Raw genomic sequence first — 23,445 nt, 5'->3', positions numbered from 1 at the left:
GTATATGGCATTTGCAATTAAGATAATGCTATATTCCTTTTTCCAAATATATTTAGGTGCAGACATATTAGTTTTTTAAAGGTTTATCAATATTATTTTTTCCAATAGAAAGCATATTTGCAAATAACTTATAAGCTCCTGGAACTCCTGCTGGTAGTTCTCTAAAAAAACTTAATCCCGTATAAATAAAATTTCCTTCACCATATTTAGCAACAAGTAAACTTCCATCTTTAGGTGTTTCATTTTTATCGTTCATTCTTAACAATGCTTCATAATTAGAATCCCAGCTATTTGGAAAGTACAAACCTCGCTCTTGTACCCAACCATCAAAATCGGATGCATTAATTTTATTTGGGTACGATAACAATTCGTGATTAGGATTTATTATTTCAACCTTTGCATTTTCATCTGTTACTCTATCTCTTGATAGTTGTAATGGATAAGGTCCTACATTATCAACTTTTACTCTATGACTTGTATTGTATTGCGCAATTAAAGTTCCGCCATTACTTACATAATTATGCAAATGTTTTTGATAAAATTTAATTCTATCATTAGTGTTATAGGCTCTAATTCCCATCACAACTGCGTCAAAATTTTGTAATTTATCTGGAGTAATATCATCATCCGAAAGTTCTACAACTGTATATCCAATTTGGCGTAAACTTGTTGGAACCATATCTCCAGCTCCTTGAATATAACCAATTAATTGTCCTTTTTTCTGAATATTTAAGTGCACCACCTTTGCTTCAGAAGGCATAACTATAGATTGAAATGGAATATGATTGTAATCCATTTCAATTAATTCATTAGTAAATGAAGCACCTTCAATTTCAACAATAGGAGCTATTAACCCTTCAGCTTGCTCATTTGGCGGAGTTACAACAAACTCTATTAGTTCTTCTTGTCCTTTTTGAGTTAAATTAATGGCTACACTCTCTGGTGAAACTTTCCAATTATTTGGTGTGCATAAAATTAATTTACCCTTTATATTATCTTCAACCGATTTTACTTTTATGGCTATTTTTTGAGGTTCACCATCAGAAAATATATGTACTTTCTCATTAAATGAAGCTGATACTTTTGGTAAAATTTCAAACGGTTTGTATACCTCACCCTTTACAGGATCGTTAAATTTATAAACTATATTTTTTTGAAATGTTATTGGAGTACCGTTAAAATCAATAACAAAATCCATTTTCATTTCACTTGGAGTTTCTGGTAAACTTATTAGCTTAGAATCTTCAACATTATACATTCCTAAAGTTCCTTTTTTATCTAACCAATAAGGATAGGTGTAATGTAAATTAGAAGGAATATCAATATCTAAAGAAAATTTATGTGCTTCATTATTATTTAAAGCAATATCCTTATTTTCAACTATGTTTTGTGGTTTAACACTAACATATTTTAATGTAATAGGAAAATTACTTCTATTTATTGCTTCAATTTTAATGTTATTTTTTTGATTTAATGTTGTTGATGCGCTGTTTGAAACTGCTTCTAAATACAATCCTGAACAACCTGCAATTAGTTGTTTAATTTCTTTCAATTTAAGTTGTTTCCAATGCTCATCTTTTAACTTTAAAATTAATTTATAAGCCTTTATTAAATTAGGAATACTTGCAGATGGATTGTTGAAATCAAATTCTTTTTCAACTTTAGAAAGAATATTTCCAATTTCAACTCCACCTTCTACTCTACTCCATGTGGTATTAATTCCATCAAATACATTTTTGTTTTTTGGAAAATCTCCTTTTAAAAATTCTAAATATTCGGTTTGACTACCACGAGTTCCAGTACTTCCAAAACCTTGAGATTGATGTTGACTTCTACTTAATGAAGCAATTTCACTATTAGACAATCCTTTATGTGCGTAATAAGTACCAATATCTACACTTAACAAATTAGATTTATCGGCTTTATTAAAATTCTCTTCGCTCCCATAAAACCACCACGAAGTATTAAAAAATAATCTTTTTGCGCTCCATAAATTATCATTTTCTAAATGTGTTTTATAGGAAGCATCATTTGCCAAATCAAAAGCTTCAAAACTTAACATTGCAGACGACGTATGATGTCCGTGTGTAGATCCCGGATTTTTATGATTAAACCTATTTACAATTACATCGGGTTTAAATTTTCTAATTACCGCAACAACATCTTTTAAAACCTCGTCTTTATTCCAAATGTGCAACGTTTCGTCTGGATGTTTAGAATAACCAAAATCATTGGCACGAGTAAAAAATTGTTCACCTCCATCAATTCTTCTTGCTGCAAGTAATTCTTGAGTTCTTAAAACACCTAATAATTCTCTAATTTCAGGACCAATTAAATTTTGACCACCATCACCTCTAGTTAAACTTAAATAAGCGGTGCGCGCTTTAACATCATTCGAAAAATAGGAAATTAACCGAGTATTTTCATCATCTGGATGCGCAGCAACATATAGTACAGATCCTAAAAAATTCAATTTCTGAATAGATTCGAAAAGATCGCCTGATGTTGGTTTTTTTGGGATTTGAGAATGGGTTAATGGAATGTAAATAAGTGATAAGAATAGAATTATAACTATTTTCTTCATAAAGTTTAATTATTTTAGTAGCGAAACAAATATAAAATTTAATTAATAGGTATAACTTTTGGTTGTTCTATATTAACATAATTATAACTTTTAAAAATAAAAAATTATAACTACCATTGTATCTATGTTTTAAAGGCGTTTTTTCAATTTTCAACTGTTAATAAATAACTTTTTTAAAACAATTTTTTTAGAATATATTTGTAACTTACCTAATAAAATAATCTTAAATGAAATTTATAGTATCTAGTAGCCAATTATTAAAACAACTTCAAGTTTTAGGCGGAGTAATTAATAGCAGTAACACCTTACCTATTTTAGATAATTTCTTATTCGAATTAAATCAAAACGAATTAAAAATATCTGCTTCTGATTTAGAAACAACAATGAGTACAATTATTGAAGTTGAATCAGATTCTGAAGGTTCAGTAGCTGTTTCGGCTCGTTTATTATTGGATACTCTTAAAACATTTCCAAATCAGCCGTTAACATTTAAAACTGAGGATACAAATACCATTGAAATTAGTTCTAGTCACGGTAAATATGATATGGCTTATTTTAATGGTAATGAATTTCCTAAAGCTGTTTCAATTCAATCGCCAAGCAGTACAATTATTCCTGGAAATGTGTTGGCAACAGCTATTTCTAAAACAATTTTTGCCGCTGGAAATGATGATTTAAGACCTGTAATGAGTGGTGTGTTTTTTCAATTTAGTGCAGATAGTTTAACTTTTGTAGCTACAGATGCTCACAAATTAGTGAAATATTCGCGAACAGATGTTACCGCTAATGATACCGCTGAATTTATAATGCCTAAAAAACCATTAAACCTTTTAAAAGGTATATTAGGCAATGTTGAAAGTGATGTTACAATTGAATATAATGATGCCAATGCTAAATTTACATTCGATAATGTGGTTTTAGTTTGTCGTTTAATTGATGGTAAATACCCTAATTACGACGCTGTTATTCCTAAAGAAAATCCAAATAAATTAACTGTTGACAGAGGTACATTTTTAAACTCTGTTAAGCGTGTTTCTATTTTCTCTAGTAAAACTACACACCAAATTAGACTTAAAATGGCTGGAACAGAACTAAATATTTCTGCTGAAGATTTAGATTATTCAAACAAAGCTGAAGAACGTTTAGTATGTGAATACCAAGGTGACGATATGCAAATTGGATTTAACTCTCGTTTTTTAACTGAAATGTTGAGTAATTTAAACTCTAATGAAGTTTTAATTGAAATGAGTTTACCAAACCGCGCTGGAATTTTAACTCCTATTGATGGTGTTGATGAAGGCGAATTTATTACAATGTTGGTAATGCCAGTTATGTTGAATAGTTAATACAACTAATAATAAATAATTAAAAGCCACAACTTAAAAGTTGTGGCTTTTTTTGTTAAAAAAAACTCCTCCTACTTTTATGATTTTCCTATATAATAAGTAAGTAAAAAAGGCTATAAATTATTCTTATTTTATAATCCCTTTAAAGAAAGAATTTATTACCCATTTTTTAATAGATTAAATTTCAAAACCTTATATAATATTTTTTTTTATATATTAGTAACACTAACTAAAAAAAATGCTATGCCTTCTACAATAAAAAAATTGTATGGAAATGGAATACCCAAAACCAAATAAAACTTAACTTTTTATTACTATATCCCGATATTTTTGTGTGATACATACATCTTTATTAAAGATATAACGAGTTAGCCTTAATTTCAAATAAAAGTCAAAAATAATTAATCTATAAATCATGAAAAACAAACTCTTTATTACCCTCATTATTTTTTCTTTTCTAAATATATCATACTCTCAAAACGAAAAGATAACAACTCAAATTGCTTGGGACACTTGGGGTGTTCCACATATTACATCCAACACTATTGAAGAGTTATTTTACGCTCAAGGTTGGGCACAAATGCACAATCACGCTAACCTCATTTTAGATCTGTATGGTAGTTCTAGAGGAAAAGGGGCAGAATACTGGGGAAAAAGCAAACTACAAAACGATATACTTATACATACACTTGGCTTTGGAGATCTAGCTGATGATTGGGAATCAAAACAAGATCCCGAAACAAAACTAATCTTTAAATCTTTCGTTGAAGGCTTAAATGCCTATGCATCGGCGCATCCTGAATCCATAGATGATAAAAATAAGATCGTTCTTCCCTTAACTACTAAAGACGTTAACATGCATAGTATGTATGTAATTTTCACAAGATTTATTGGAGGAAGTGATTTAGGCAGAGTGCAACAATGGCCAGATATGGGAAGTAACACTTATGCAATCAGCCCAAAGCGATCAGCTTCTGGCAATGCTATGCTGGTCCAGAATCCCCATTTACCTTGGTGGCAGGAATTTCTTTTTTTTGAGTCACACTTAAATTTGAATGGTAAAAACATGTACGGAAGTAATTTAGTAGGTCTTCCAGGTATTGCTATAGGATTTAATGAATATTTAGGTTGGAGTCACACAGACAACACTATTGATAATGCTGACACTTATGAATTAGAGTTAAAAGAGGGTGGTTATTTGCTAGATGGCAAAGTAAAAGAGTTTGAAGCCTCAAAAAACACAATTAAAGTAAAACAGGAAGATGGCTCATTAAAGGAGCAAGAAATACCATTGCTTAAAACTATTCATGGTCCTGTTGTAAACCAAAAAGAAAACAAAGTTTTAGCTTTACGAATGGTTGGATTGGATAGGCCAAATATGCTTCTACAATGGTGGAGAATGATAAATAGTAGCAGTTTTAATGAGTTTGAATCTGCTTTAAAAATGGCACAAATACCATTCTGGAATGTGATGTATGCAGATAAGTCTGGTGAGATTTTCTATCTTTTTAATGGTTTAGTACCCAAGCGAACCGAAGATTCTTGGGCCTATTGGAATCGAATAATACCTGGTGGAAAATCTGCTGATATATGGACAGAAGTGCACGATTATGCCGATTTACCCAAAGTAAAAAACCCAACAAATGGATGGCTTCAAAATGCAAATGATCCACCTTGGACAAGCACCATCCCCATGACCTTGAACCCTAAAGACTACCCAGGCTATATGGCACCTCAAAGTATGAATTTTAGGCCCCAACGTTCGGCAAGAATGTTAATTGAAGATGAATCAATTACGTTTGATGAATTAGTTGAATATAAACTCTCAACAAGGTTAGAATTCGCAGATAGAATTTTAGATGATTTATTTGCAGCTATTGATGCCTCTGATTCAGAAAAAGCAAAAGAGGCTAAAATAGTATTAGAAAAATGGGATCGTGAAGCAGACGCAGATAGTAAAGGTATGCTTATATTTTTTAGTTGGGCGAGAAAATTTAATGTCTGGAAAGAATCTAATTACTCAGAACAATGGAGCATTGATAAACCAAATACAACACCAGACGGTTTTGCAGACCCAAATAAAGCGGTTCAACTATTAGAACAAGCAGCCATAGAAATTGAAACCAAATTTGGTAGTTTAGATACCCCTTGGGGAGATTATTATAGAATAAATTATAATGGCATAAATCTTCCTGCTAATGGAAGTGATGGATCTATGGGAGTGTTTAGAGTAGCATGGCCTGGAAGTAAAGATGAAGACCACATGTATGTGGGTGGTGGGGATTCTTGGGTGGGTGTCATTGAGTTTGGCACTGAAGTAAATGCTAAGGTCTTATTAAGTTACGGTAATGCCACACAAAAGGATTCTCCTCATAATGGTGATCAGTTAGAATTATTCTCTAAAAAAGAATTACGCGATGCTTGGTTTACAAAAGAGCAAGTAAAAGCCAATACTGAAAAAGTAGAAGTACTTACAGAAAATGGATTTAAGGACAAAAAATAAACTAAGGCTAAAATGTAAATGAGGCATTAAAACGACCGCTTATGCTCACCGTTATTAAATCGAAAATACTATGGGGTTAATTAAATATATTTAAACTTAAGGTTAACTAGTAAAACTCAAAAACGCATCAAAGGGAATATATTACACGACGATATGCAAATTGGATTTAACTTTCGTTTTTTAACGAAAATGTTGAGTAATTTAAACTCTAATGAAGTTTTAATTGAAATGAGTTTACCAAACCGCGCTGGAATTTTATCTCCTAATTAATGGTGTTGATGAAGGCGAATTTATTACAATGTTGGTAATGCCAATTATGTTAAATAGTTAGAAAAACACTTAAAATAATTAGAAAAAGCCACAACTTAAAAGTTGTGGCTTTTTTTGTTAAAAAAATACTCCTCTTACTTTTCTAAATTAATGATTTTCCTATATAATAAGTAAGTGAAAAAGGTTATAAATTATTCTTTTTTTATAATCCCTTTAAATAAAAAATTTATAATTTTTTTTAATAGATTAAATTTCAAAACCTTATATAATATTTTTTTTATATATTGGTATCACTAACTAAAAAAATGCTATGCCTTCTACAATAAAAGAGTTGTATGGAAATGGAATACCCATAACCATATAAAACTTAACTTTTTATTACTATATCCCGATATTTTTGTGAGACAAATACATCTGTATTTAAAGATATAACGAGTTACCAAAAATTAAAAACTAACCAATAAAATTAATATTATGGAACAAACAAATCACAAAATTATTCGCGAATATGAATTAGATACTTGGACTAGATGCTCACCTAGTTATAATGAAACTTGGGCTACATTAACTAATGAAACACTTCCATTATTAATAAACAAAACAAATATTGATTCTAATCTTTCCGTATTAGATATTGGTTGTGGTGCTGGGAATTCAACAAAGAAAATTAGTGAAACAGGAGCGAATGTAATTGGAATTGATTTTTCTCAAAAAATGATAGACCAAGCCAATTCAGTCTATGAAAATATTACATTTAAACAATCTGATGCTGAAAATATTCCACTAGAAGACAACTCAATGGATGTTGTAATTGCGAATTTTGTAGTGCATCATTTTGCGGAGCCCAATAAAGTTTTTAACGAAGTAAACAGAATTTTAAAACCAAATGGAAAATTTGCTTTTGCAGTTTGGGGAGCGAATGAAGAACAAAGTTCATTAGGAGCGTTTTTTCAAGCTTTTGCAAACCATCACGAGTTATCGGAATTACCTCACGGACCACTATTTGGAGTAACAGATTTTGAAACTTATAATGAACTCATAACAAATACCAGTTTAAAAAATTTCAAATTAGAAAAACTGAATACAAATTGGAATATGGATTCTCTCGACCCTTTAATTAATGGATGTTGGGATTGGGGAAATTTACACTTATTTCCTAATGATAAACAAAAGGATATTAAAACTGATTTAATTAAAAATTGTGAAGCATTTAAAAATGGAAAAAATTATTCATTTCAGCATTCTGCTATGATTGGATACGCTGAAAAATAAAAAACTTTTGCTAACTTAAGGTTAACTTATTAAAACTCAAAAATGCATCAATGGGAATACATTACACGACGATATGCAAATTGGATTTAACTCTCGTTTTTTAACTGAAATGTTGAGTAACCTAAACTCTAATGAAGTTTTAATTGAAATGAGTTTACCAAACCGTGCTGGAATTTTAACTCCAATTAACGGTGTTGATGAAGGCGAATTTATTACAATGCTGGAAATGCCAGTTATATTGAATAGCTAATACAACTAATAATATATAATTAAAAGCCACAACTTTTAAGTTGCGGCTTTTTTATTGTTATTAAAATAAAAATTGTTCCTAATCCTTCTTCTTTTTATTTCTTGGCAAAACTTCTTCAGGGAATGGGAATAAAATAGTTGAATTTTTTTCTGAAGCAATATTTGCCAATGTTTGGTATAAACGTAATTTAATAGCAGATGGTGATTGGTCAATTAATTTACCTGCTTCTAATAATTTACCTGCAGCTTGTTCTTCAGCAAGTGCTAAAATAATACGAGCTCGTCTAGAACGTTCTGCTTCGGCTTGATTTGCCATCATACGTCGCATATTTTCCGGCAATTGAATATCTTTAATCTTCACATCAATAATTTCAATACCCCAATCTTTAGTTTCATGTTCTACTATTGACTTAATATTTTTACCCATTTCTTCTCTTTTGGATAAGATGGTATCAAGTTCAACTTTACCACAAACATCTCTTAAAGCAGCTTGAGCCAATTGTGTAATCGCAAAATTAAATTCTTCAACTTCAAGAACTGCTTTTTCTGGATTACTAACTTTAAAAAAAACTACACCATCAATACTACAAGGCACATTATCTTCTGTCATAACCTCTTGCGATATAATATTAATTGTAATTACCCTAATATCTACCACTTGAATAGATTCAACAATAGGGATAATCCACCTAAATCCTGGCTCTAATATTTTAATATACTTTCCAAATCTAAATTTTAATGCTCGTTTATATTCAAAAACAATTCTAATACCTCCAAATAAAAACAAGAAAATTAGAATACTAAAAAAGATGGTAAAACTCATATGATAAGAATTTAAAAATTACATTGGGATTATTATCCATAATACAAGTAAAATATACAGCGGACGCTGTTTTTCACTTTTAATCTTTAAAAAACCTTTAAATTTTAAAAACTTTCTGGTTAGTTGTTTGTCATCTTCTTAAAGTTACTCATTATAAACCTTTTAACAAAATAAATTACTAAAAAAAGGTTTGTAAAAAAGCGTTTTAAATTAATTGAAATATTTAAAATATTAACTGCGCCTTTCAATTGAAAAGCTAATTCTATTAATGATTATACTTCCAAAATTTAAGTATATTTGGTTATCCATAATAAAAATAAACAGGTTATTGTGTTTAATAAACTGACGGACATCATTCCAAAACTCCTATTTCAATAAACAATAAAACAAAATTTAAATAACTTCAAACAAATGACAGAAAAAGAATTAGCCGAATTAACAGACGAAGAATTGTTACAAAAAGCAAAAAAAATGAAATCAACTTCCATAATGAACGCTGCATTAATTGGATTTTCGGTTGGAATTATAATTTATAGCGCTGCAAAAAATAGTGTTGGCTTTTTTACACTAATACCATTGTATTTTGTTTACAAACTAATTAATAATTCTAAAAATGATAAAGCCTTAAAAAATATTCTTAAAGAACGTAATTTGAAATAAACCAATTAGCATTTGTTTACTTTTATATTCTATAAAATCAAATAACAAAGGTTACAACATTTAAACTCAATATTTATATTATTTATTATGACCAATGCAAATTCAGCCATAATTTTCCCTTGCGGAGCAACTATGAAAAATAGATTTATGTTAGCTCCTTTAACAAATCAACAAAGTCATGAAAATGGAGAACTTTCTAATGACGAGCTAAAATGGTTAACTATGAGAGCCGAAGGAGGATTTGGTATGGTAATGACCTGCGCTTCGCATGTTCAAAAAATTGGAAAAGGTTTTCCAGGACAACTTGGTATTTTTAGTGACAATTTAAATGCAGGGCATATAAAATTAACAACTAAAATTAAAGAACAAGGAAGTTTAGCCGTTATACAATTGCATCATGCAGGAATGCGAACACCGGCAGAATTAATAAACGAATCTCCTGTTTGCCCTTCTGATAATAAAGAAACCAATGCACGTGGGCTTACAATAGAAGAAGTTAAACAACTAAGAGATGACTTTATAAATGCAGCTATCCGTGCTAAAAAATGTGGCTATACAGGTGTTGAAGTTCACGGAGCACATGGATATATTATAACTCAATTTTTAAGTCCAAAAATAAATAATAGAACGGATGCATATGGAGGTTCGTTAATTAATAGATCTAGACTATTATTTGAAATAGTTGATGCCATTAGAGCAACATGTGGCAAGGAGTTTTTAATTGGTGTTAGACTTTCTCCGGAAAGGTTTGGAATGGACATTAACGAGATAAAATGGGTGTGCCAACGATTAATTAATGAGGGAAATATCGATTTTTTAGATATATCTTTATGGGATAGTTTTAAAACTCCTGAAGAAAAAAAATATCAAAATAGCTCCTTATTAGAACACTTTAGTAGCTTAGATTTTAAAAAGGTTAAATGGACTGTTGCAGGAAAAATTAGCACTGCTATGGATGTGCAAAATATTTTAGATGCTGGAGTAGATTTTGTTTCTATTGGAACATCGGCAATTTTACATCACAACTTTCCAAAACTAGTTTTAGAAAATCCAGCTTTTAATCCTATTTCAACCCCTGTTTCAGAAGAACATCTTATAAAAGAAGGTTTAGGTGAAAAATTTATTGCCTATTTAAAAAGATGGCCCGATTTTGTAAAATAACAATAAATTGCACCAAGTGAATAATGTACAAGCTTAGTTTACTAAGTTAAATTTATGCAATGAATACAGTTAAAAGTAAAACAACTCATTAAATTTATGCTTACTTTTAACTAACTGATAAAAAGTAAAATGGAAACAATTTTAAGTTTTTTAGAATTTGAATTAATTAAAATAGGCGAAAATACCATAAGAGTATATTCATTATTTACTATTTTAATTATTTTCATACTTACCAAAGCAATATTATGGCTTATTAAAAGAGCTTTATATAGTAAAAATCAAATTAGTAAATTAGACAATAAAGATACTTATGCGTTATTTCAAATTATTAAATATATAATTTGGGTAATTGCTATAGGTCTTATTTTAGAGTTTCTTGGAATAAAAGTTACAGTTTTACTTGCAGGTTCGGCTGCTTTACTTGTTGGAATTGGGTTGGGTTTGCAACAAACGTTTAATGATGTAATATCCGGAATTATTTTACTTTCAGAAAAATCGATACGAATTGATGATGTTTTGGATATAGATGGTGTTGTAGTAAAAATTCAAAGCATTGGAATTAGAACGTCAAAAGGCATAAATACTGATGATATTACTATGATAATTCCAAATTCATTAATAACCACAAACAAAGTTATTAATTGGAGTCACCAATCAGAAAAAGCACGCTTTAGAATTGATGTGGGAGTTTCATATGGAAGTGATGTAGATCTAGTTATTAAAGTTTTAGAAGAAAGTGCATTTGAACATCCTGATATTTATAACAAAGAATTAATTGAGGTGCGATTAATTAATTTTGGACCTTCTTCATTAGATTTCCAAATTTTGTTTTATAGTGAAAACATTTTTAGTATTGGTAAGGTAAAAAGTGACATTCGAAAAATTATTAGCAGAAACCTTGACGCTAACAATATTACCATTCCTTTTAATCAATTGGATTTACATATAAAATCAAATTCAACCGATATTATAAAATAATAAACTTGCTTTTGTCAAAATTTATAATGTCAACTCTAGGTTAATCAACAAGTTATGCTCGAAAAAATTATCCAATTTCAAAACAATTCGAAAAAAAAATTTGAAAAGGAGAAAACTCTAAAAACAAGTTTCAATTATTTAATTGCTTTTATTCTTTTTATAATATCAACTATAGTAGCAGCATTTTCATGGCCTTTTCGTTATATTATTAATAAAACTACTAAAAAGAAAGATAATTCTGCCATTATCAACTTAAATGAAAAAAATATAGATCTTATTTTAAATACTGAAAATAGGATCTTAATTGATTTTTGGGCAGAATGGTGCGGACCTTGTGTAATGATGAATTCTATTATTGAAAAATTTGCTTTAGAATCTAAAAGCACCAAAGTTGCTAAGGTAAATGCCGATTTAAATAAAAAAATAATGGAAACTTATAACGTACGAGGCTTACCTCAATTTATACTTATTGAAAATGGAAAAGAAATTAAGCGATTTGCTGGAGCTATGACACTAAATGATTTAAATACCTTTTGTAATTAAAAACCCAAAATCGTTAAATTTAATTAAACTAACAATAAATGACATTAACCGTATTTGTAATAATAATTATCACCGTAAGCTATTCGGCCTTTCGTTGGAATAGGAAAGTAAATTCAAAATGGCGCGTGCCAATTACACCTTTTCCTAAAGAAATGAGAGCTATATTAAATCGTGATATTTCTTTTTACAATGCTCTAAGCGAAATTGAAAAAAGCCGATTTGAGTTTAAAGTACAAGAGTTTCTTTTAAATTGTAGAATTACGGGTATAGAAACTACAGTTAATTTAACCGATAAAGTTTTAGTTGCTTCAAGTGCTGTTATTCCAATTTTTGGATTTGACAACTGGAAATACGTTAATATTAAAGAGGTGTTAATTTATCCAACGGCTTTTAACGAAAAATTTGAAATAGAGGGAACTAACAGACGTATTTTAGGAATGGTTGGTAGCGGTTACATGGATGGAATTATGATATTATCTCAACAAGCTTTAAAACACGGTTTTAGAAATGAATCCGATAAAAAAAACACAGCAATACACGAGTTTATTCATTTAATTGATAAAACCGATGGCCCAATTGACGGCATTCCTTCTAAACTAATGGAGAAGCAATATGCCATTCCTTGGATTGATTTAATTAACAAGAAAATAGATGAAATAATAGACGGAAATTCGGACATTAACCCATATGGAAGTACTAATAAAGCTGAATTTTTCTCAGTTGCTAGCGAATACTTTTTTGAAAGACCTAAGCTTCTCGAAAAAAAACATCCTGAGTTGTACAGCTTATTAGAAAAAGTTTTTAATCAAAAAATGGCAAACCGAAAATTAAATAAACGTACAGTTGAAATTGGCAGAAACAATCCTTGCCCTTGTAATAGTGGTAAAAAGTTTAAAAAATGTTGCGGTGGTATTCACTACAATTAAATTTGGATATTTACTTTTTAAAGCATTTTAACCCTAATTTAAATTAGATTTTTCACTACTTTTATATACATATTCCTCATTTATACACATAAAAAAATGAAGTTATTAAAAAGTATTCTTTCGTCAATTTCATATTTCATTTTGTTTTTAATAATCAGTTCTTGTAGTAATTCAGACGATGATGTTATTGTAGATAAAAGTCCTGCCGCACCTCAAATAAACTTAAATACCGTTTGGGAAAAATCAAAAGGAATTGAAACTGTTGGGATTCAGAAAATTTACGAATACAAAGAGAAATTATTAGCAATAACTATAGCTAAAGGTGTTTTTATTTCCGAAGATAATGGAATAACTTGGATTTCAAGTAATGTAGGAATTGTTGATGAAAATAATGTTCAGTTAGAAGACATTAAAACATACGACATTTCTGGTTATGGTAATGCTTTATATTTATTAACCTCTGGAAATATTTATTTATCTAAAGATTCCGGCAGTAATTGGGAACCAACTAATTTCGACACTGAAGGCTTTCGTGCTGGGGGAAGCAAAATTTGTGCAATAAATGAAACAACCATTTGTGCTTCATCGGGATCAGGTAAATTTATTTATAATTATTCTTCAAACTCTGGTAATAGTTGGACACATAAAACCCTCTCATTTGCAAATTATTATCATAACTATAAGGTTAACAACAATAATGTTTATACAACTAAAGGAAGTCAAGGAATTATCAACTCTACAGATAATGGAAAAAATTGGAATTCAATTGGCTTAGAATCTATTCGCTGCTATGATTTTCTATTTAAAAATGATCTTATGATAACATCTACGGAAGCAGGAATATTCAAAAAAAATAGTTCAAATGAGTGGATTGAAGGAAATGTTAAAGGCCTACCTGGAATTACATCTACTAGAATTTCGACATTAATTGAAATCAATAATTGGATAGTTGCTTTGACCTACGATAATGAAATTTTTATTTCAAAAATTATTGAAAATAAAATAGCAGATTGGCAACAACTTAAATTAGATGGATTAGAATTTATAGATGACTATATGTATATCAGCGCATTATCATTCAGCAAAGGAAAACTTTTAATAGGAACAACTAATCTTCATAATGTAGGTAAAACATCTTTAACGCACGGCAAGGGAGTGTATACAGCTAATATTTCATTCTAAAATTATTCATAGCATCTTTTTTTTTGTATCATTGCCCAAATTAATTCTATGAATTTTTTAGCACATTTATACCTTTCTAAAGACAATAAAAACATTTTAATTGGCAATTTTATTTCCGATGCTGTTAAAGGTAAAGCCTATAAAAAATATCCAAAAGAAATACAGGTAGGACTAATCTTGCATAGAAATATAGACAATTTTACAGATACGCATCCTATTGTAAAAAGAAGTATGCGCCGTCTTAATCCAAGATATCGACACTTTGATGGAATTATTATTGATATTTTATACGATCATTTTTTAGCAAAAAATTGGAGTAAATATTCTAACATTCCTTTAGAAATTTACGCTCAAAATGTTTATAGTTTTTTATCTGAAAATGTTGAAAGTTTCCCAGAAGAACTTCAAAACCTACTTCCATCTATGATAAAATATAATTGGCTAGTTAATTATGCTTCTTTGAAAGGAATTGAACGTGTTTTAGGCGGTATGAACAGACGCACAAAAGGAATATCGCAAATGGATTTAGCTATTGAAGATTTAAAACTTCATTATAAAGAACTAGAAGAAGACTTTACAGCATATTTTAAAGAACTTGAAGATTTTGTAGCTGAGAAAACCCAATATCTAATCAACAATCAATAGCAATTCTATTGAAATAAATTCATATTTTTATAATTCTAAAAAAATAATATGACCTCGAACACAATTACAAATGGAATTTTAAAAGCAATTGCAATATTAATTGGTGTTTTTCTATTGTTATATTTTCTTTATAAAATTCAATCAATTTTAATATATATTGCCATTGCTGCAGTTATTTCTTTAATAGGAAGTCCAATAATTCGATTTTTAAAAAGAAAGTTAAAATTCCCAAATACATTAGCGGTAATAACAACATTGATTTTTTTTATTGGAATTTTATCTGGGCTAATTAGTATGTTTATTCCTTTAATAATTAAGCAAGGAGAAAACTTGTCGTTATTAAATATTGACCAACTTCAAACAAATATTGAACACCTAATAAACCAAACTAACAATTACTTTTTAGCTCATAATATTGATATTTTAAACGAACTTAAAAATGTTGATTTATTTAAAAATTTAACAGCAATTCCCAATTTACTAAACTCTGTTATTGGTACTGTTGGAAATTTAAGTATTGGGTTATTTTCGGTGCTTTTTATAACCTTCTTTTTAATGAAAGACACGCATATAATGGAGAATTCTATTTATGTTTTGGTTACAGATAAAAGTGAAAATAAATTAAGAAAATCGCTTTCAACAATTAATAACTTATTATCAAGATACTTTATTGGATTGGTTTTTCAAATTACCATTTTATTCATTATTTATATGATAACATTGTTAATTTTTGGAATTGAAAATGCCATTGTAATTGCCTTTTTATGTGCGTTACTTAATTTAATTCCATATATAGGTCCGCTAATTGGTGGCGTAATAATGTTATTTTTAACTATGAGCAGTAATTTGGGGCAAGATTTTCAATCAGAAATTTTACCAACTTCCATTTATGTTATGATTGGATACGTAATAGCCCAATTAATTGATAACTTTTTAAGTCAGCCACTCATATTTTCTAATAGTGTAAAATCACATCCACTAGAAATATTTTTAGTGATAATGATTAGTGGTGTTCTTTTTGGAGTAACAGGAATGATTGTTGCAATACCAACTTATACAGCTATTAAAGTAATTTTAAAAGCGTTTCTTGCCGACAATAAAATTGTTAAATCACTTACAAAGAACATTTAATTTATGAATACCTATATTGCTCTTTTAAGAGGAATTAATGTCTCTGGAAAGAATATTATTAAAATGGCCGATTTAAAACAGCTGTTAACAGCAAATGGTTTTATTGAGGTTCAAACTTATATTCAGAGTGGAAATGTAATTTTTAAACTGAATGAAAAAGTTACCGAAAAAATTGAATTTCAAATTTCAAACATTCTAAACAAACAGTATCAATACAATGTTAACGTGTTGGTTTTAACAAAAAAACAATTAGATTGTATTTTTCAATCAAATCCTTTTATTGAAAAAAATAACGCAATAGACATTTCAAAAATGTACGTTACATTATTAAATAACAACCCTGATTTAAGTGGTGTTTCAAAAATTGAAAGTTTAATTTCAACTAATGATGATGCATTTATTATTTCCGGTAAAACAATTTATTTACATTGCCCTAATGGTTATGGAAAAACAAAATTATCTAATAATTTGTTTGAAAGTAAATTAAAATCTCCTGCTACTTCTCGTAATTGGAAAACTATAACAAAACTTGTTCAACTAACAAATGAACGTCTTGAATAAAATTATTTTAAATACCGAAATTCAACATTTTATCAATGCTAATTTAAAGTCTGATATTACAAAACTAGTATTAAAAGGAAGTCCGTTTAACGGTATTTCTATTCAAGAAATTGTTGAACAACTTGTTTCAAAAACAAAATGTGAAAAGAAACTTCCTACTTGGTTTTTAACTGAAGGTATTTATTTTCCAAAAAAATTAAATATTGAACAAACTTCATCTGAAATTACAGCAAAATATAAGGCAAGCCTAATTTCTGGAACTTCTCTTATTGATGTAACCGGAGGATTTGGAGTGGATGCTTATTACTTTTCAAAAAAAATTAAAGAGGTAATACATTGTGAAATAAACCAAGAATTATCTCAAATTGTTGCTCATAATTTAAAACAACTTAAGTGTAAAAATATTGAAACCTATGTTGGAGATGGAATTGAATTTACAACTAATTCGGATAAAACATATGATTGGATTTATATAGATCCTTCTCGAAGAAATGATATTAAAGGAAAAGTTTTTTTGTTAAACGATTGCTTACCAAATGTACCTGAAAACTTAGAGAAATTGTTTGCTAAAACCAACAATATCCTTTTAAAAATTTCTCCAATATTAGATATTAAAAGCGCCATAAATGAGTTAACATTTGTAAAGGAAATTCATGTTGTTTCTCTCGAAAATGAAGTTAAAGAGTTACTTTTTATATTAGAAAAAAATTATTGTGGCAACATACATTTAAAAACAATCAACTTTTTAAAAAGCGAAAAACAATGTTTTAATTTTGAATTAAATTCAGAAGAAGATATCCCAAGTTATTCGGCTCCTAAAAAGTACTTGTTTGAGCCTAATCCCGCAATTTTAAAAGCTGGTGCATTTAAACAAATAGCTACCAAATTAAATATTGATAAATTACACCAACACTCGCATTTATATACTTCTAACAAACTTATTAATTTCCCAGGAAGATCTTTTTTAATAGAGCAAATTACAGCTTATGACAAAAAGATTCTTAAAAAAATATGTCCTTCAAAAAAAGCAAATATAACCACACGAAATTTTCCTGAAACAGTTGCTCAAATTAGAAAAAAAACAGGTTTAAAAGATGGTGGAAACAAATATCTTTTTTTTACAACTAACCTTGAAAATAATCATATTGTATTGGTGTGTTCAAAAATTTGAGCATACTTTTATCTAAAAAAAAGCCGTTTATTTTTCAATAAACGGCTTTTCTAGAAATTATTTTAAATATTATTTTTTAGTTCTAAACATATAGTAAAAACCTACTAGTATAAGTGGTATACTTAAAACCTGACCGGTATTTAAACCAAGAATCCAGTCTTCTCTTCCTTCAACTTGTGCTTCTTTAAAAAATTCAACACAAAATCTTACGGTCCAAAGCATAGCGAAAAATAGTCCAAATATGTACCCTGGTTTTTCTTTTTTATTTGTTTTCCAATACACATATAAAACAATAAAGAAAATTAATAAATAACCAATGGCTTCGTATAATTGCGCCGGATGACGAGGAAAACTTTCTCCTAATCTTTTAAAAACAAATCCATAATCACTATTTGTAGGTTTTCCAATAATTTCAGAATTCATTAAGTTTCCTAAACGTACAAACATACCTCCAATTGCAACTGGCATCGTCATTCTATCTAAAATAAAAAATACAGGTTTTTTTAGTACTTTTTTACTGTATAAATATAAAGCTGTAATTATTCCAATTACGGCCCCGTGACTTGCTAAACCTGCAAAACCAGTAAATTCAAACTTAGGTGAAAATCTAAATGGTAAAATTACTTCTAATGGCTTTTTAATTAAAAACTCTGGATCGTAAAATAAAAAATGTCCTAAACGAGCTCCAACCAAAGTTGCAACAACAGTGTAAATAAATAAAGAATCTAATTTTTCAATATCAATTTTTTCATTAATAAATATTTTTTTCATTAAATAAAGCCCTAACATAAATGCACATACAAACATTAGACTATAATATCTTATGGCAAATGAACCTATTTTAAAAAGTTCTGGTGAAGGATTCCAATCTATTTGAAGTAATATCATTTCTATATTTTATATTTAACTATTAAATTATACTTTTTTATTTTCTTTATCATCTTTTTTTTCAGGAACTGGATCGTAACCACTTCCACCCCAAGGATGACAACTTCCTATTCTTTTTATTGCTAACCATCCACCTTTAAAAACGCCATGTTTTTGTAAAGCTTCTAACGTATAACTAGAACAAGTTGGTGTATATCTGCAAGCCGATGGTGTATAAGGTGAAATTGCAGCTTGGTAAAACCTAACTAACCAAATAAATGGAATTGCCAATATTTTGGTTATACTTTTCAATTTAGTTTACCGAAAAAGTTGTTCCTTCTTTTCCGTCTTTTAACTGAATTCCCAACTCGGCCAATTCATCTCTAATTTTATCAGATAATGCCCAATCTTTATTTTCACGCGCATCTTTACGCATACCAATTAGCATTTCTACAACACCCGATAATTTATCTGAACTATCTTGTTGCAATTCATTTTTAAGTCCTAAAACATCAAAAACAAACGCATTAATAGTTGTTTTAAAAACTTCTAAATCTTCAGCTGAAATAGTTGCTTTCTTTTCAATTAAAAGATTTACATATTTTACAGCTTCAAACAAATTAGCAATTAAAACTGGTGTGTTAAAATCGTCGTTCATTGCATCGTAACATTTCTGTTTCCATTCAGCAATATTAATAGTCGATTCTTTTCCTGCCTCAATTTTATCCAAAGATGAAATTGCTTCCATTAATTTAATATATCCTTTTTCTGAAGCTTCCAAACCAGTACTAGTAAAATCTAAAATACTACGATAATTTGCTTGCAACATAAAAAATCGAGTTGCACTTGGACTAAATGCTTTACTTAAAATATCATTTTCGCCCGAAAATATTTCATTAGGTAAAATAAAATTCCCAGTAGATTTCGCCATTTTTTGTCCATTTAATATCAACATATTAGCGTGCATCCAATAATTAACCGGATTTACACCATTATTTGTCTTAGACTGTGCTATTTCGCATTCGTGGTGTGGAAATTTTAAATCCATTCCTCCTCCATGAATATCAAATGTTTCTCCCAAATATTTGCTACTCATTGCAGAACATTCCAAATGCCAACCCGGAAAACCATCGCTCCAAGGCGAAGGCCAACGCATAATATGACGTTCGTCTGCTTTTTTCCAAAGTGCAAAATCTTGTGGATTTTTCTTTTCGCTCTGTCCGTCGAGAGTTCGTGTATTATGAATTGAATCTTCAATTTTTCTACCTGAAAGAATTCCGTAATTTTCAGTTTCGTTGTATTTCAACACATCAAAATAAACCGATCCATTTACTTCATAAGCCAAACCTTTATCTAAAATATCTTTTATAATTTCAATTTGCTCAACTATATGTCCTGTTGCAGTAGGCTCAATACTTGGTGGTAAATTATTTATTTTTTGAAGCGTATCGTGAAAGTCGACAGTATAACGCTGTACAACTTCCATTGGTTCAATTTGCTCTAAGCGTGCTTTTTTAGCAATTCTATCTTCACCAGCATCGGCATCATTTTCTAAATGACCTGCATCGGTAATATTACGAACATAACGCACTTTATAACCTAAATGTTTTAAATAGCGAAATACCATATCAAACGACATAAAGGTTCTTACATTTCCTAAATGCACATTACTATAAACAGTTGGTCCACATACATACATTCCAACTTTACCTTCAACTATTGGCTTAAATTCTTCTTTAGTTTTACTTAAAGAATTGTAAATTTTTAGTGTATTTGTTTTAAATAACTCCATTAATTATCGTTTGTTTTGAAGTTGTAAAGATAACAACAATTACTTAATGGAAAAATTATACTTTAATAGGATTTTAAAGCATTTTTAAAACGAAGTGTGAAGTGTTTAGTTTAAGTTAATTGTGCTAAAAACACCTGTTAAAAAAAGCTTATTCCCAGAAGTTTTATCCTTATTAAAACCTTCAATTATTTGAACGCCATCAATATTTTTATTATTTAATTGCTTATAGTTTTTATTTAATTTAAATGTACTTTTTTTACCATTAATTTGATACACAAAAGAAGCATTAGATGTATCAATTATAGCTTTTGCATAATCTATTATTATATTTAATTTTTCAAAATTGGAATGCAACTGTTCTACTTTTAAATTGCCGAATTTTTGACTTAACGCTACGTTATTTCCAATTTCTTCAATTATAACATCTGATGAATTAGAAAATAAATTTACACTGTTAAATGTTCCAAACTTTGCGTTTGGAACATTTTTTAATGTAATATTACTTGAGTTTAGAGTTTCAATTGTTACTGGAGAATTGGAGAAAACCAGTTCGTTTTTTGCTCCTATTATAGCTCCTCCAACAAAATAGCCATAAGACATATTTGCAGACATTTTTTTATTAGATTCGGGAATAGTAACTTTTCCATGACGCACATTTAAATTAAAAGTTGCCTTTTTTGGAACTTTAATTTTCAAATATTTCTTTATTTTAAATTTTGAATTATTCTCGGTTCTGTAATCAATTATAATATTATCATGAATGGAATAAAGTGAATCTAATTTACCTTCCTCTTTTAATCTTTTTACCTCATCTCTAGCCGCTTTACTTGCATCTTTTGCCAACTCAACTTGCTCAACAATTAGCACCCTTTGGTCTTGTGTTTGTTTTGTAGCATCTTTAATAGCCTTTTTTGCATCTTCCATAGATTTTTTAAATTCTTCTGAATTTTTCATTTCATGAATTTTGCGTTTTAATTTGGCATTGGCTTTTTTATATTCTTCTATTTTAATTTTAAATTCTTTTGAGTTTCTAAAAGAATCTAATTTCTTTTTCCATTCACTATTATTAAATTTTTCTACACTTTTTATAACTTTTTCTTTATACTTATTTAAATAGGTAGTGTCATTTTTATACAACTCGTAATCAAATTCAAAACCACCCATATCTGGCATTTCTGGCATTTCCGGTATTTCTGGCATCTCAGGAAGTTCAATTTCGGGAAATTCAACATCAAATTCGTGTATTTCAATGTGTGGAACATTTATATCAATCTCTGGAAAATCGAAGTCAAAATCCTGGGTAAATTCAAAGTTCATACCACCCGACATAGAGGTTATTTTTACCTTATTCTTATTCCCGAGTGCTTCAAATTTCCAATCTTTTAATATTTTATTGGCTTCCTTTTTGTCAACTCCTTCAACTTCCATAACAGCTTCAACCGAAACTTCATTCTTATTCCAAGTTTCAATTTCTACATCCATATGAGCCGTGTTAACAACAATTTCGACATCTGAATTTACCTTAAATCTATCTTCAATTTTTTTATCATAGGTTTGCGCTTGAAGTGCAACTCCAAAAAACAATAGTATGATTCCTATTTTATAGCTGTATGCTTTCATTTTTTTCTAAATTAAGTTTTTTTAATTCGTTTAATTGCTCTTTAAGTTGATACAACAATTTTAAACGTAATTGCAAATTATCAATTAAAGCATTTATAGTGTTTTCACTTAACCCTTCAACATTAAGTTCATTTGTTAACTCTTTATAATCAGCCGATAGTTCGCCTAATTTTTCAAAATAACTATCTAATAATTCTTTGTTTTCTTTAGTTACTTCTAAGTCCGAAATTTCGGTATTTATAGTTGCTAAATAGTAATTTTCTATTTTCTTTAATTCGGGAGAAATACTTCCTAAACTTTCAATTTTGTTAGTTTTAACAGGTGTTTTTATTTCATTGTTTGAAAAATAAAACATTGTTGTTCCTAAACCTACAAGAACCAAAAACGTGGCGGCATATTTTAATAAATGGAAACTTCTATTTTTTTTAGCGTGCATTTCCGTTTTTAATTTAGCTTCAAATTTGGATCTATGATTAACAGATAATTTATTTGAACCCGCCATTTCTTTTTTTACTATTTCTCTTAAATCTTTAGGCATAATTGTATGCTTTTAATTGATTTTTTAATTTGCTTTTACCTCTCATTAACTGTGATCTAGAAGTAACCTCAGTAATGTTTAAAATTTGTGAAATTTCTTGATGATCATAACCTTCTATTAAATATAAGTTTAAAACAACTCTATACTTTTCGGGTAATTTTTTTATTTCATCCGAAATTATCTCAACAGTTACCTCTTTATTAACAGACCAATCGTCATTGGCTATCTGTATTTGCTGATTTTCTTCCAAAGAAACCAATTCAATTTTCTTCTTTTTCAAATAATCAATGCATTGATTAATTACAATTCTTTTTATCCAAGCTCCAATGGTTACTTCTCCTTTAAAAGTTTCAATATTTTTAAAAACCTTAATAAATGCGTCTTGCATAACATCTTCAGCCACAAAAGTATCTTTTACATACCTACACGCAATCACAAACATTGCATTGCAATACAAGTCATATAATTGCATTTGAGCTTTTGCCTTATTTAATTTGCAATCTTCTACAATTTTGTTATTTATTAAAACTGTTTTACTCATTAAGTTGGTTACTTCTATTACTAAAGACGAAACATTATTTTATGTGTTGCATATTTTCAAAATAAATATTTTAAATTTACCC

General features: G+C 28.9%; 21 protein-coding genes and 2 pseudogenes. 15 read left to right on the top strand and 8 right to left on the bottom strand.

The window, feature by feature from the left end; translation table 11 throughout:
- Positions 1-67 precede the first annotated feature (67 nt).
- Positions 68-2,584, bottom strand: coding sequence for a PIG-L family deacetylase (locus Q0776_RS12215; RefSeq protein WP_298368634.1), 2,517 nt, complete (start codon positions 2,582-2,584; stop codon positions 68-70).
- A gap of 227 nt (positions 2,585-2,811) precedes the next feature.
- Here Q0776_RS12215 and dnaN point away from each other — a divergent pair, with 227 nt between their 5' ends.
- From dnaN to Q0776_RS12190, 5 genes and pseudogenes are all read left to right on the top strand, one after another.
- Complete coding sequence (gene dnaN, locus Q0776_RS12210; protein WP_298368632.1) at positions 2,812-3,930, top strand: DNA polymerase III subunit beta; 1,119 nt, start codon at positions 2,812-2,814, stop codon at positions 3,928-3,930.
- A 415-nt stretch (positions 3,931-4,345) separates the two neighbouring features.
- Positions 4,346-6,433, top strand: a complete 2,088-nt coding sequence (locus tag Q0776_RS12205) for an acylase (protein WP_298368630.1) — start codon at positions 4,346-4,348, stop codon at positions 6,431-6,433.
- Positions 6,434-6,538: 105 nt separating this feature from the next.
- Positions 6,539-6,764, top strand: a pseudogene (locus tag Q0776_RS12200) (DNA polymerase III subunit beta); the annotation flags it as partial.
- A 413-nt stretch (positions 6,765-7,177) separates the two neighbouring features.
- A complete protein-coding gene (locus tag Q0776_RS12195; RefSeq protein WP_298368629.1) occupies positions 7,178-7,975 on the top strand; it encodes a class I SAM-dependent methyltransferase in 798 nt (265 codons plus the stop codon).
- A gap of 67 nt (positions 7,976-8,042) precedes the next feature.
- Positions 8,043-8,225 (top strand): annotated as a pseudogene (locus tag Q0776_RS12190) (DNA polymerase III subunit beta); the annotation flags it as partial.
- A 78-nt stretch (positions 8,226-8,303) separates the two neighbouring features.
- Here the strand turns inward: Q0776_RS12190 and Q0776_RS12185 are convergent.
- Complete coding sequence (locus Q0776_RS12185) at positions 8,304-9,047, bottom strand: slipin family protein (RefSeq protein ID WP_298368628.1); 744 nt, start codon at positions 9,045-9,047, stop codon at positions 8,304-8,306.
- A gap of 411 nt (positions 9,048-9,458) precedes the next feature.
- Here Q0776_RS12185 and Q0776_RS12180 point away from each other — a divergent pair, with 411 nt between their 5' ends.
- The 10 genes from Q0776_RS12180 to Q0776_RS12135 all read left to right on the top strand — a co-directional run bounded on the left by Q0776_RS12180 (position 9,459) and on the right by Q0776_RS12135 (position 18,005).
- Entirely contained in the window at positions 9,459-9,707 is a 249-nt protein-coding gene (locus Q0776_RS12180) for an FUSC family protein (protein WP_298368627.1), read from the top strand.
- A gap of 87 nt (positions 9,708-9,794) precedes the next feature.
- The gene (locus tag Q0776_RS12175) at positions 9,795-10,868 is read left to right on the top strand and encodes an NADH:flavin oxidoreductase (RefSeq protein ID WP_298368625.1); all 1,074 of its coding nucleotides are present in this window, start codon (positions 9,795-9,797) and stop codon (positions 10,866-10,868) included.
- 129 nt (positions 10,869-10,997) lie between these two features.
- Positions 10,998-11,846 carry a mechanosensitive ion channel domain-containing protein gene (locus Q0776_RS12170; RefSeq protein ID WP_298368623.1) on the top strand — a complete coding sequence of 283 codons (849 nt, stop codon included), beginning with the start codon at positions 10,998-11,000 and terminating at the stop codon, positions 11,844-11,846.
- A gap of 54 nt (positions 11,847-11,900) precedes the next feature.
- On the top strand, positions 11,901-12,389 hold the full coding sequence (locus tag Q0776_RS12165; RefSeq protein ID WP_298368621.1) for a thioredoxin family protein: 489 nt from the start codon (positions 11,901-11,903) through the stop codon (positions 12,387-12,389).
- Between the two features lie 38 nt (positions 12,390-12,427).
- Positions 12,428-13,315 carry a zinc-dependent peptidase gene (locus Q0776_RS12160; RefSeq protein WP_298368620.1) on the top strand — a complete coding sequence of 296 codons (888 nt, stop codon included), beginning with the start codon at positions 12,428-12,430 and terminating at the stop codon, positions 13,313-13,315.
- A 96-nt stretch (positions 13,316-13,411) separates the two neighbouring features.
- Positions 13,412-14,497, top strand: coding sequence for a hypothetical protein (locus tag Q0776_RS12155; RefSeq protein WP_298368618.1), 1,086 nt, complete (start codon positions 13,412-13,414; stop codon positions 14,495-14,497).
- A 48-nt stretch (positions 14,498-14,545) separates the two neighbouring features.
- On the top strand, positions 14,546-15,142 hold the full coding sequence (locus Q0776_RS12150; RefSeq protein WP_298368617.1) for an ACP phosphodiesterase: 597 nt from the start codon (positions 14,546-14,548) through the stop codon (positions 15,140-15,142).
- A 48-nt stretch (positions 15,143-15,190) separates the two neighbouring features.
- Positions 15,191-16,273 (top strand): AI-2E family transporter, encoded by a 1,083-nt coding sequence (locus Q0776_RS12145; protein ID WP_298368616.1) that lies wholly within the window; start codon positions 15,191-15,193, stop codon positions 16,271-16,273.
- 3 nt (positions 16,274-16,276) lie between these two features.
- Positions 16,277-16,834, top strand: a complete 558-nt coding sequence (locus Q0776_RS12140; protein WP_298368614.1) for a DUF1697 domain-containing protein — start codon at positions 16,277-16,279, stop codon at positions 16,832-16,834.
- The gene (locus Q0776_RS12135) at positions 16,827-18,005 is read left to right on the top strand and encodes an RsmD family RNA methyltransferase (RefSeq protein ID WP_298368612.1); all 1,179 of its coding nucleotides are present in this window, start codon (positions 16,827-16,829) and stop codon (positions 18,003-18,005) included. The genes Q0776_RS12140 and Q0776_RS12135 overlap by 8 nt, the downstream gene beginning before the upstream one ends.
- 69 nt (positions 18,006-18,074) lie before the next feature.
- Here the strand turns inward: Q0776_RS12135 and lgt are convergent, their stop codons facing one another.
- The 6 genes from lgt to Q0776_RS12105 form a co-directional block, all read right to left on the bottom strand.
- Entirely contained in the window at positions 18,075-18,893 is an 819-nt protein-coding gene (gene lgt / locus Q0776_RS12130; protein ID WP_298368611.1) for a prolipoprotein diacylglyceryl transferase, read from the bottom strand.
- A 27-nt stretch (positions 18,894-18,920) separates the two neighbouring features.
- On the bottom strand, positions 18,921-19,175 hold the full coding sequence (yidD, locus tag Q0776_RS12125; protein WP_298369450.1) for a membrane protein insertion efficiency factor YidD: 255 nt from the start codon (positions 19,173-19,175) through the stop codon (positions 18,921-18,923).
- A gap of 10 nt (positions 19,176-19,185) precedes the next feature.
- Positions 19,186-20,664 carry a cysteine--tRNA ligase gene (gene cysS, locus Q0776_RS12120; RefSeq protein ID WP_298368609.1) on the bottom strand — a complete coding sequence of 493 codons (1,479 nt, stop codon included), beginning with the start codon at positions 20,662-20,664 and terminating at the stop codon, positions 19,186-19,188.
- A gap of 105 nt (positions 20,665-20,769) precedes the next feature.
- A complete protein-coding gene (locus tag Q0776_RS12115; protein ID WP_298368607.1) occupies positions 20,770-22,284 on the bottom strand; it encodes a hypothetical protein in 1,515 nt (504 codons plus the stop codon).
- The gene (locus Q0776_RS12110) at positions 22,265-22,822 is read right to left on the bottom strand and encodes a hypothetical protein (protein ID WP_298368605.1); all 558 of its coding nucleotides are present in this window, start codon (positions 22,820-22,822) and stop codon (positions 22,265-22,267) included. The genes Q0776_RS12115 and Q0776_RS12110 overlap by 20 nt, the downstream gene beginning before the upstream one ends.
- On the bottom strand, positions 22,815-23,363 hold the full coding sequence (locus tag Q0776_RS12105) for an RNA polymerase sigma factor (RefSeq protein ID WP_298368603.1): 549 nt from the start codon (positions 23,361-23,363) through the stop codon (positions 22,815-22,817). The genes Q0776_RS12110 and Q0776_RS12105 overlap by 8 nt, the downstream gene beginning before the upstream one ends.
- Positions 23,364-23,445 lie beyond the last annotated feature (82 nt).

It is taken from the genome of uncultured Lutibacter sp. (genome assembly GCF_947495725.1).
Taxonomy (GTDB): domain Bacteria; phylum Bacteroidota; class Bacteroidia; order Flavobacteriales; family Flavobacteriaceae; genus Lutibacter.
This window is presented reverse-complemented; position numbering and strand designations above follow the sequence as displayed.

Bases quoted from the DNA above. Each gene is read 5' to 3' on its own strand.
- Q0776_RS12215 (WP_298368634.1), bottom strand. From the start codon at position 2,584: ATGAAGAAAATAGTTATAATTCTATTCTTATCACTTATTTACATTCCA.
- dnaN (WP_298368632.1), top strand. From the start codon at position 2,812: ATGAAATTTATAGTATCTAGTAGCCAATTATTAAAACAACTTCAAGTT.
- Q0776_RS12205 (WP_298368630.1), top strand. From the start codon at position 4,346: ATGAAAAACAAACTCTTTATTACCCTCATTATTTTTTCTTTTCTAAAT.
- Q0776_RS12195 (WP_298368629.1), top strand. From the start codon at position 7,178: ATGGAACAAACAAATCACAAAATTATTCGCGAATATGAATTAGATACT.
- Q0776_RS12185 (WP_298368628.1), bottom strand. From the start codon at position 9,047: ATGAGTTTTACCATCTTTTTTAGTATTCTAATTTTCTTGTTTTTATTT.
- Q0776_RS12180 (WP_298368627.1), top strand. From the start codon at position 9,459: ATGACAGAAAAAGAATTAGCCGAATTAACAGACGAAGAATTGTTACAA.
- Q0776_RS12175 (WP_298368625.1), top strand. From the start codon at position 9,795: ATGACCAATGCAAATTCAGCCATAATTTTCCCTTGCGGAGCAACTATG.
- Q0776_RS12170 (WP_298368623.1), top strand. From the start codon at position 10,998: ATGGAAACAATTTTAAGTTTTTTAGAATTTGAATTAATTAAAATAGGC.
- Q0776_RS12165 (WP_298368621.1), top strand. From the start codon at position 11,901: ATGCTCGAAAAAATTATCCAATTTCAAAACAATTCGAAAAAAAAATTT.
- Q0776_RS12160 (WP_298368620.1), top strand. From the start codon at position 12,428: ATGACATTAACCGTATTTGTAATAATAATTATCACCGTAAGCTATTCG.
- Q0776_RS12155 (WP_298368618.1), top strand. From the start codon at position 13,412: ATGAAGTTATTAAAAAGTATTCTTTCGTCAATTTCATATTTCATTTTG.
- Q0776_RS12150 (WP_298368617.1), top strand. From the start codon at position 14,546: ATGAATTTTTTAGCACATTTATACCTTTCTAAAGACAATAAAAACATT.
- Q0776_RS12145 (WP_298368616.1), top strand. From the start codon at position 15,191: ATGACCTCGAACACAATTACAAATGGAATTTTAAAAGCAATTGCAATA.
- Q0776_RS12140 (WP_298368614.1), top strand. From the start codon at position 16,277: ATGAATACCTATATTGCTCTTTTAAGAGGAATTAATGTCTCTGGAAAG.
- lgt (WP_298368611.1), bottom strand. From the start codon at position 18,893: ATGATATTACTTCAAATAGATTGGAATCCTTCACCAGAACTTTTTAAA.
- cysS (WP_298368609.1), bottom strand. From the start codon at position 20,664: ATGGAGTTATTTAAAACAAATACACTAAAAATTTACAATTCTTTAAGT.
- Q0776_RS12115 (WP_298368607.1), bottom strand. From the start codon at position 22,284: ATGAAAGCATACAGCTATAAAATAGGAATCATACTATTGTTTTTTGGA.
- Q0776_RS12110 (WP_298368605.1), bottom strand. From the start codon at position 22,822: ATGCCTAAAGATTTAAGAGAAATAGTAAAAAAAGAAATGGCGGGTTCA.
- Q0776_RS12105 (WP_298368603.1), bottom strand. From the start codon at position 23,363: ATGAGTAAAACAGTTTTAATAAATAACAAAATTGTAGAAGATTGCAAA.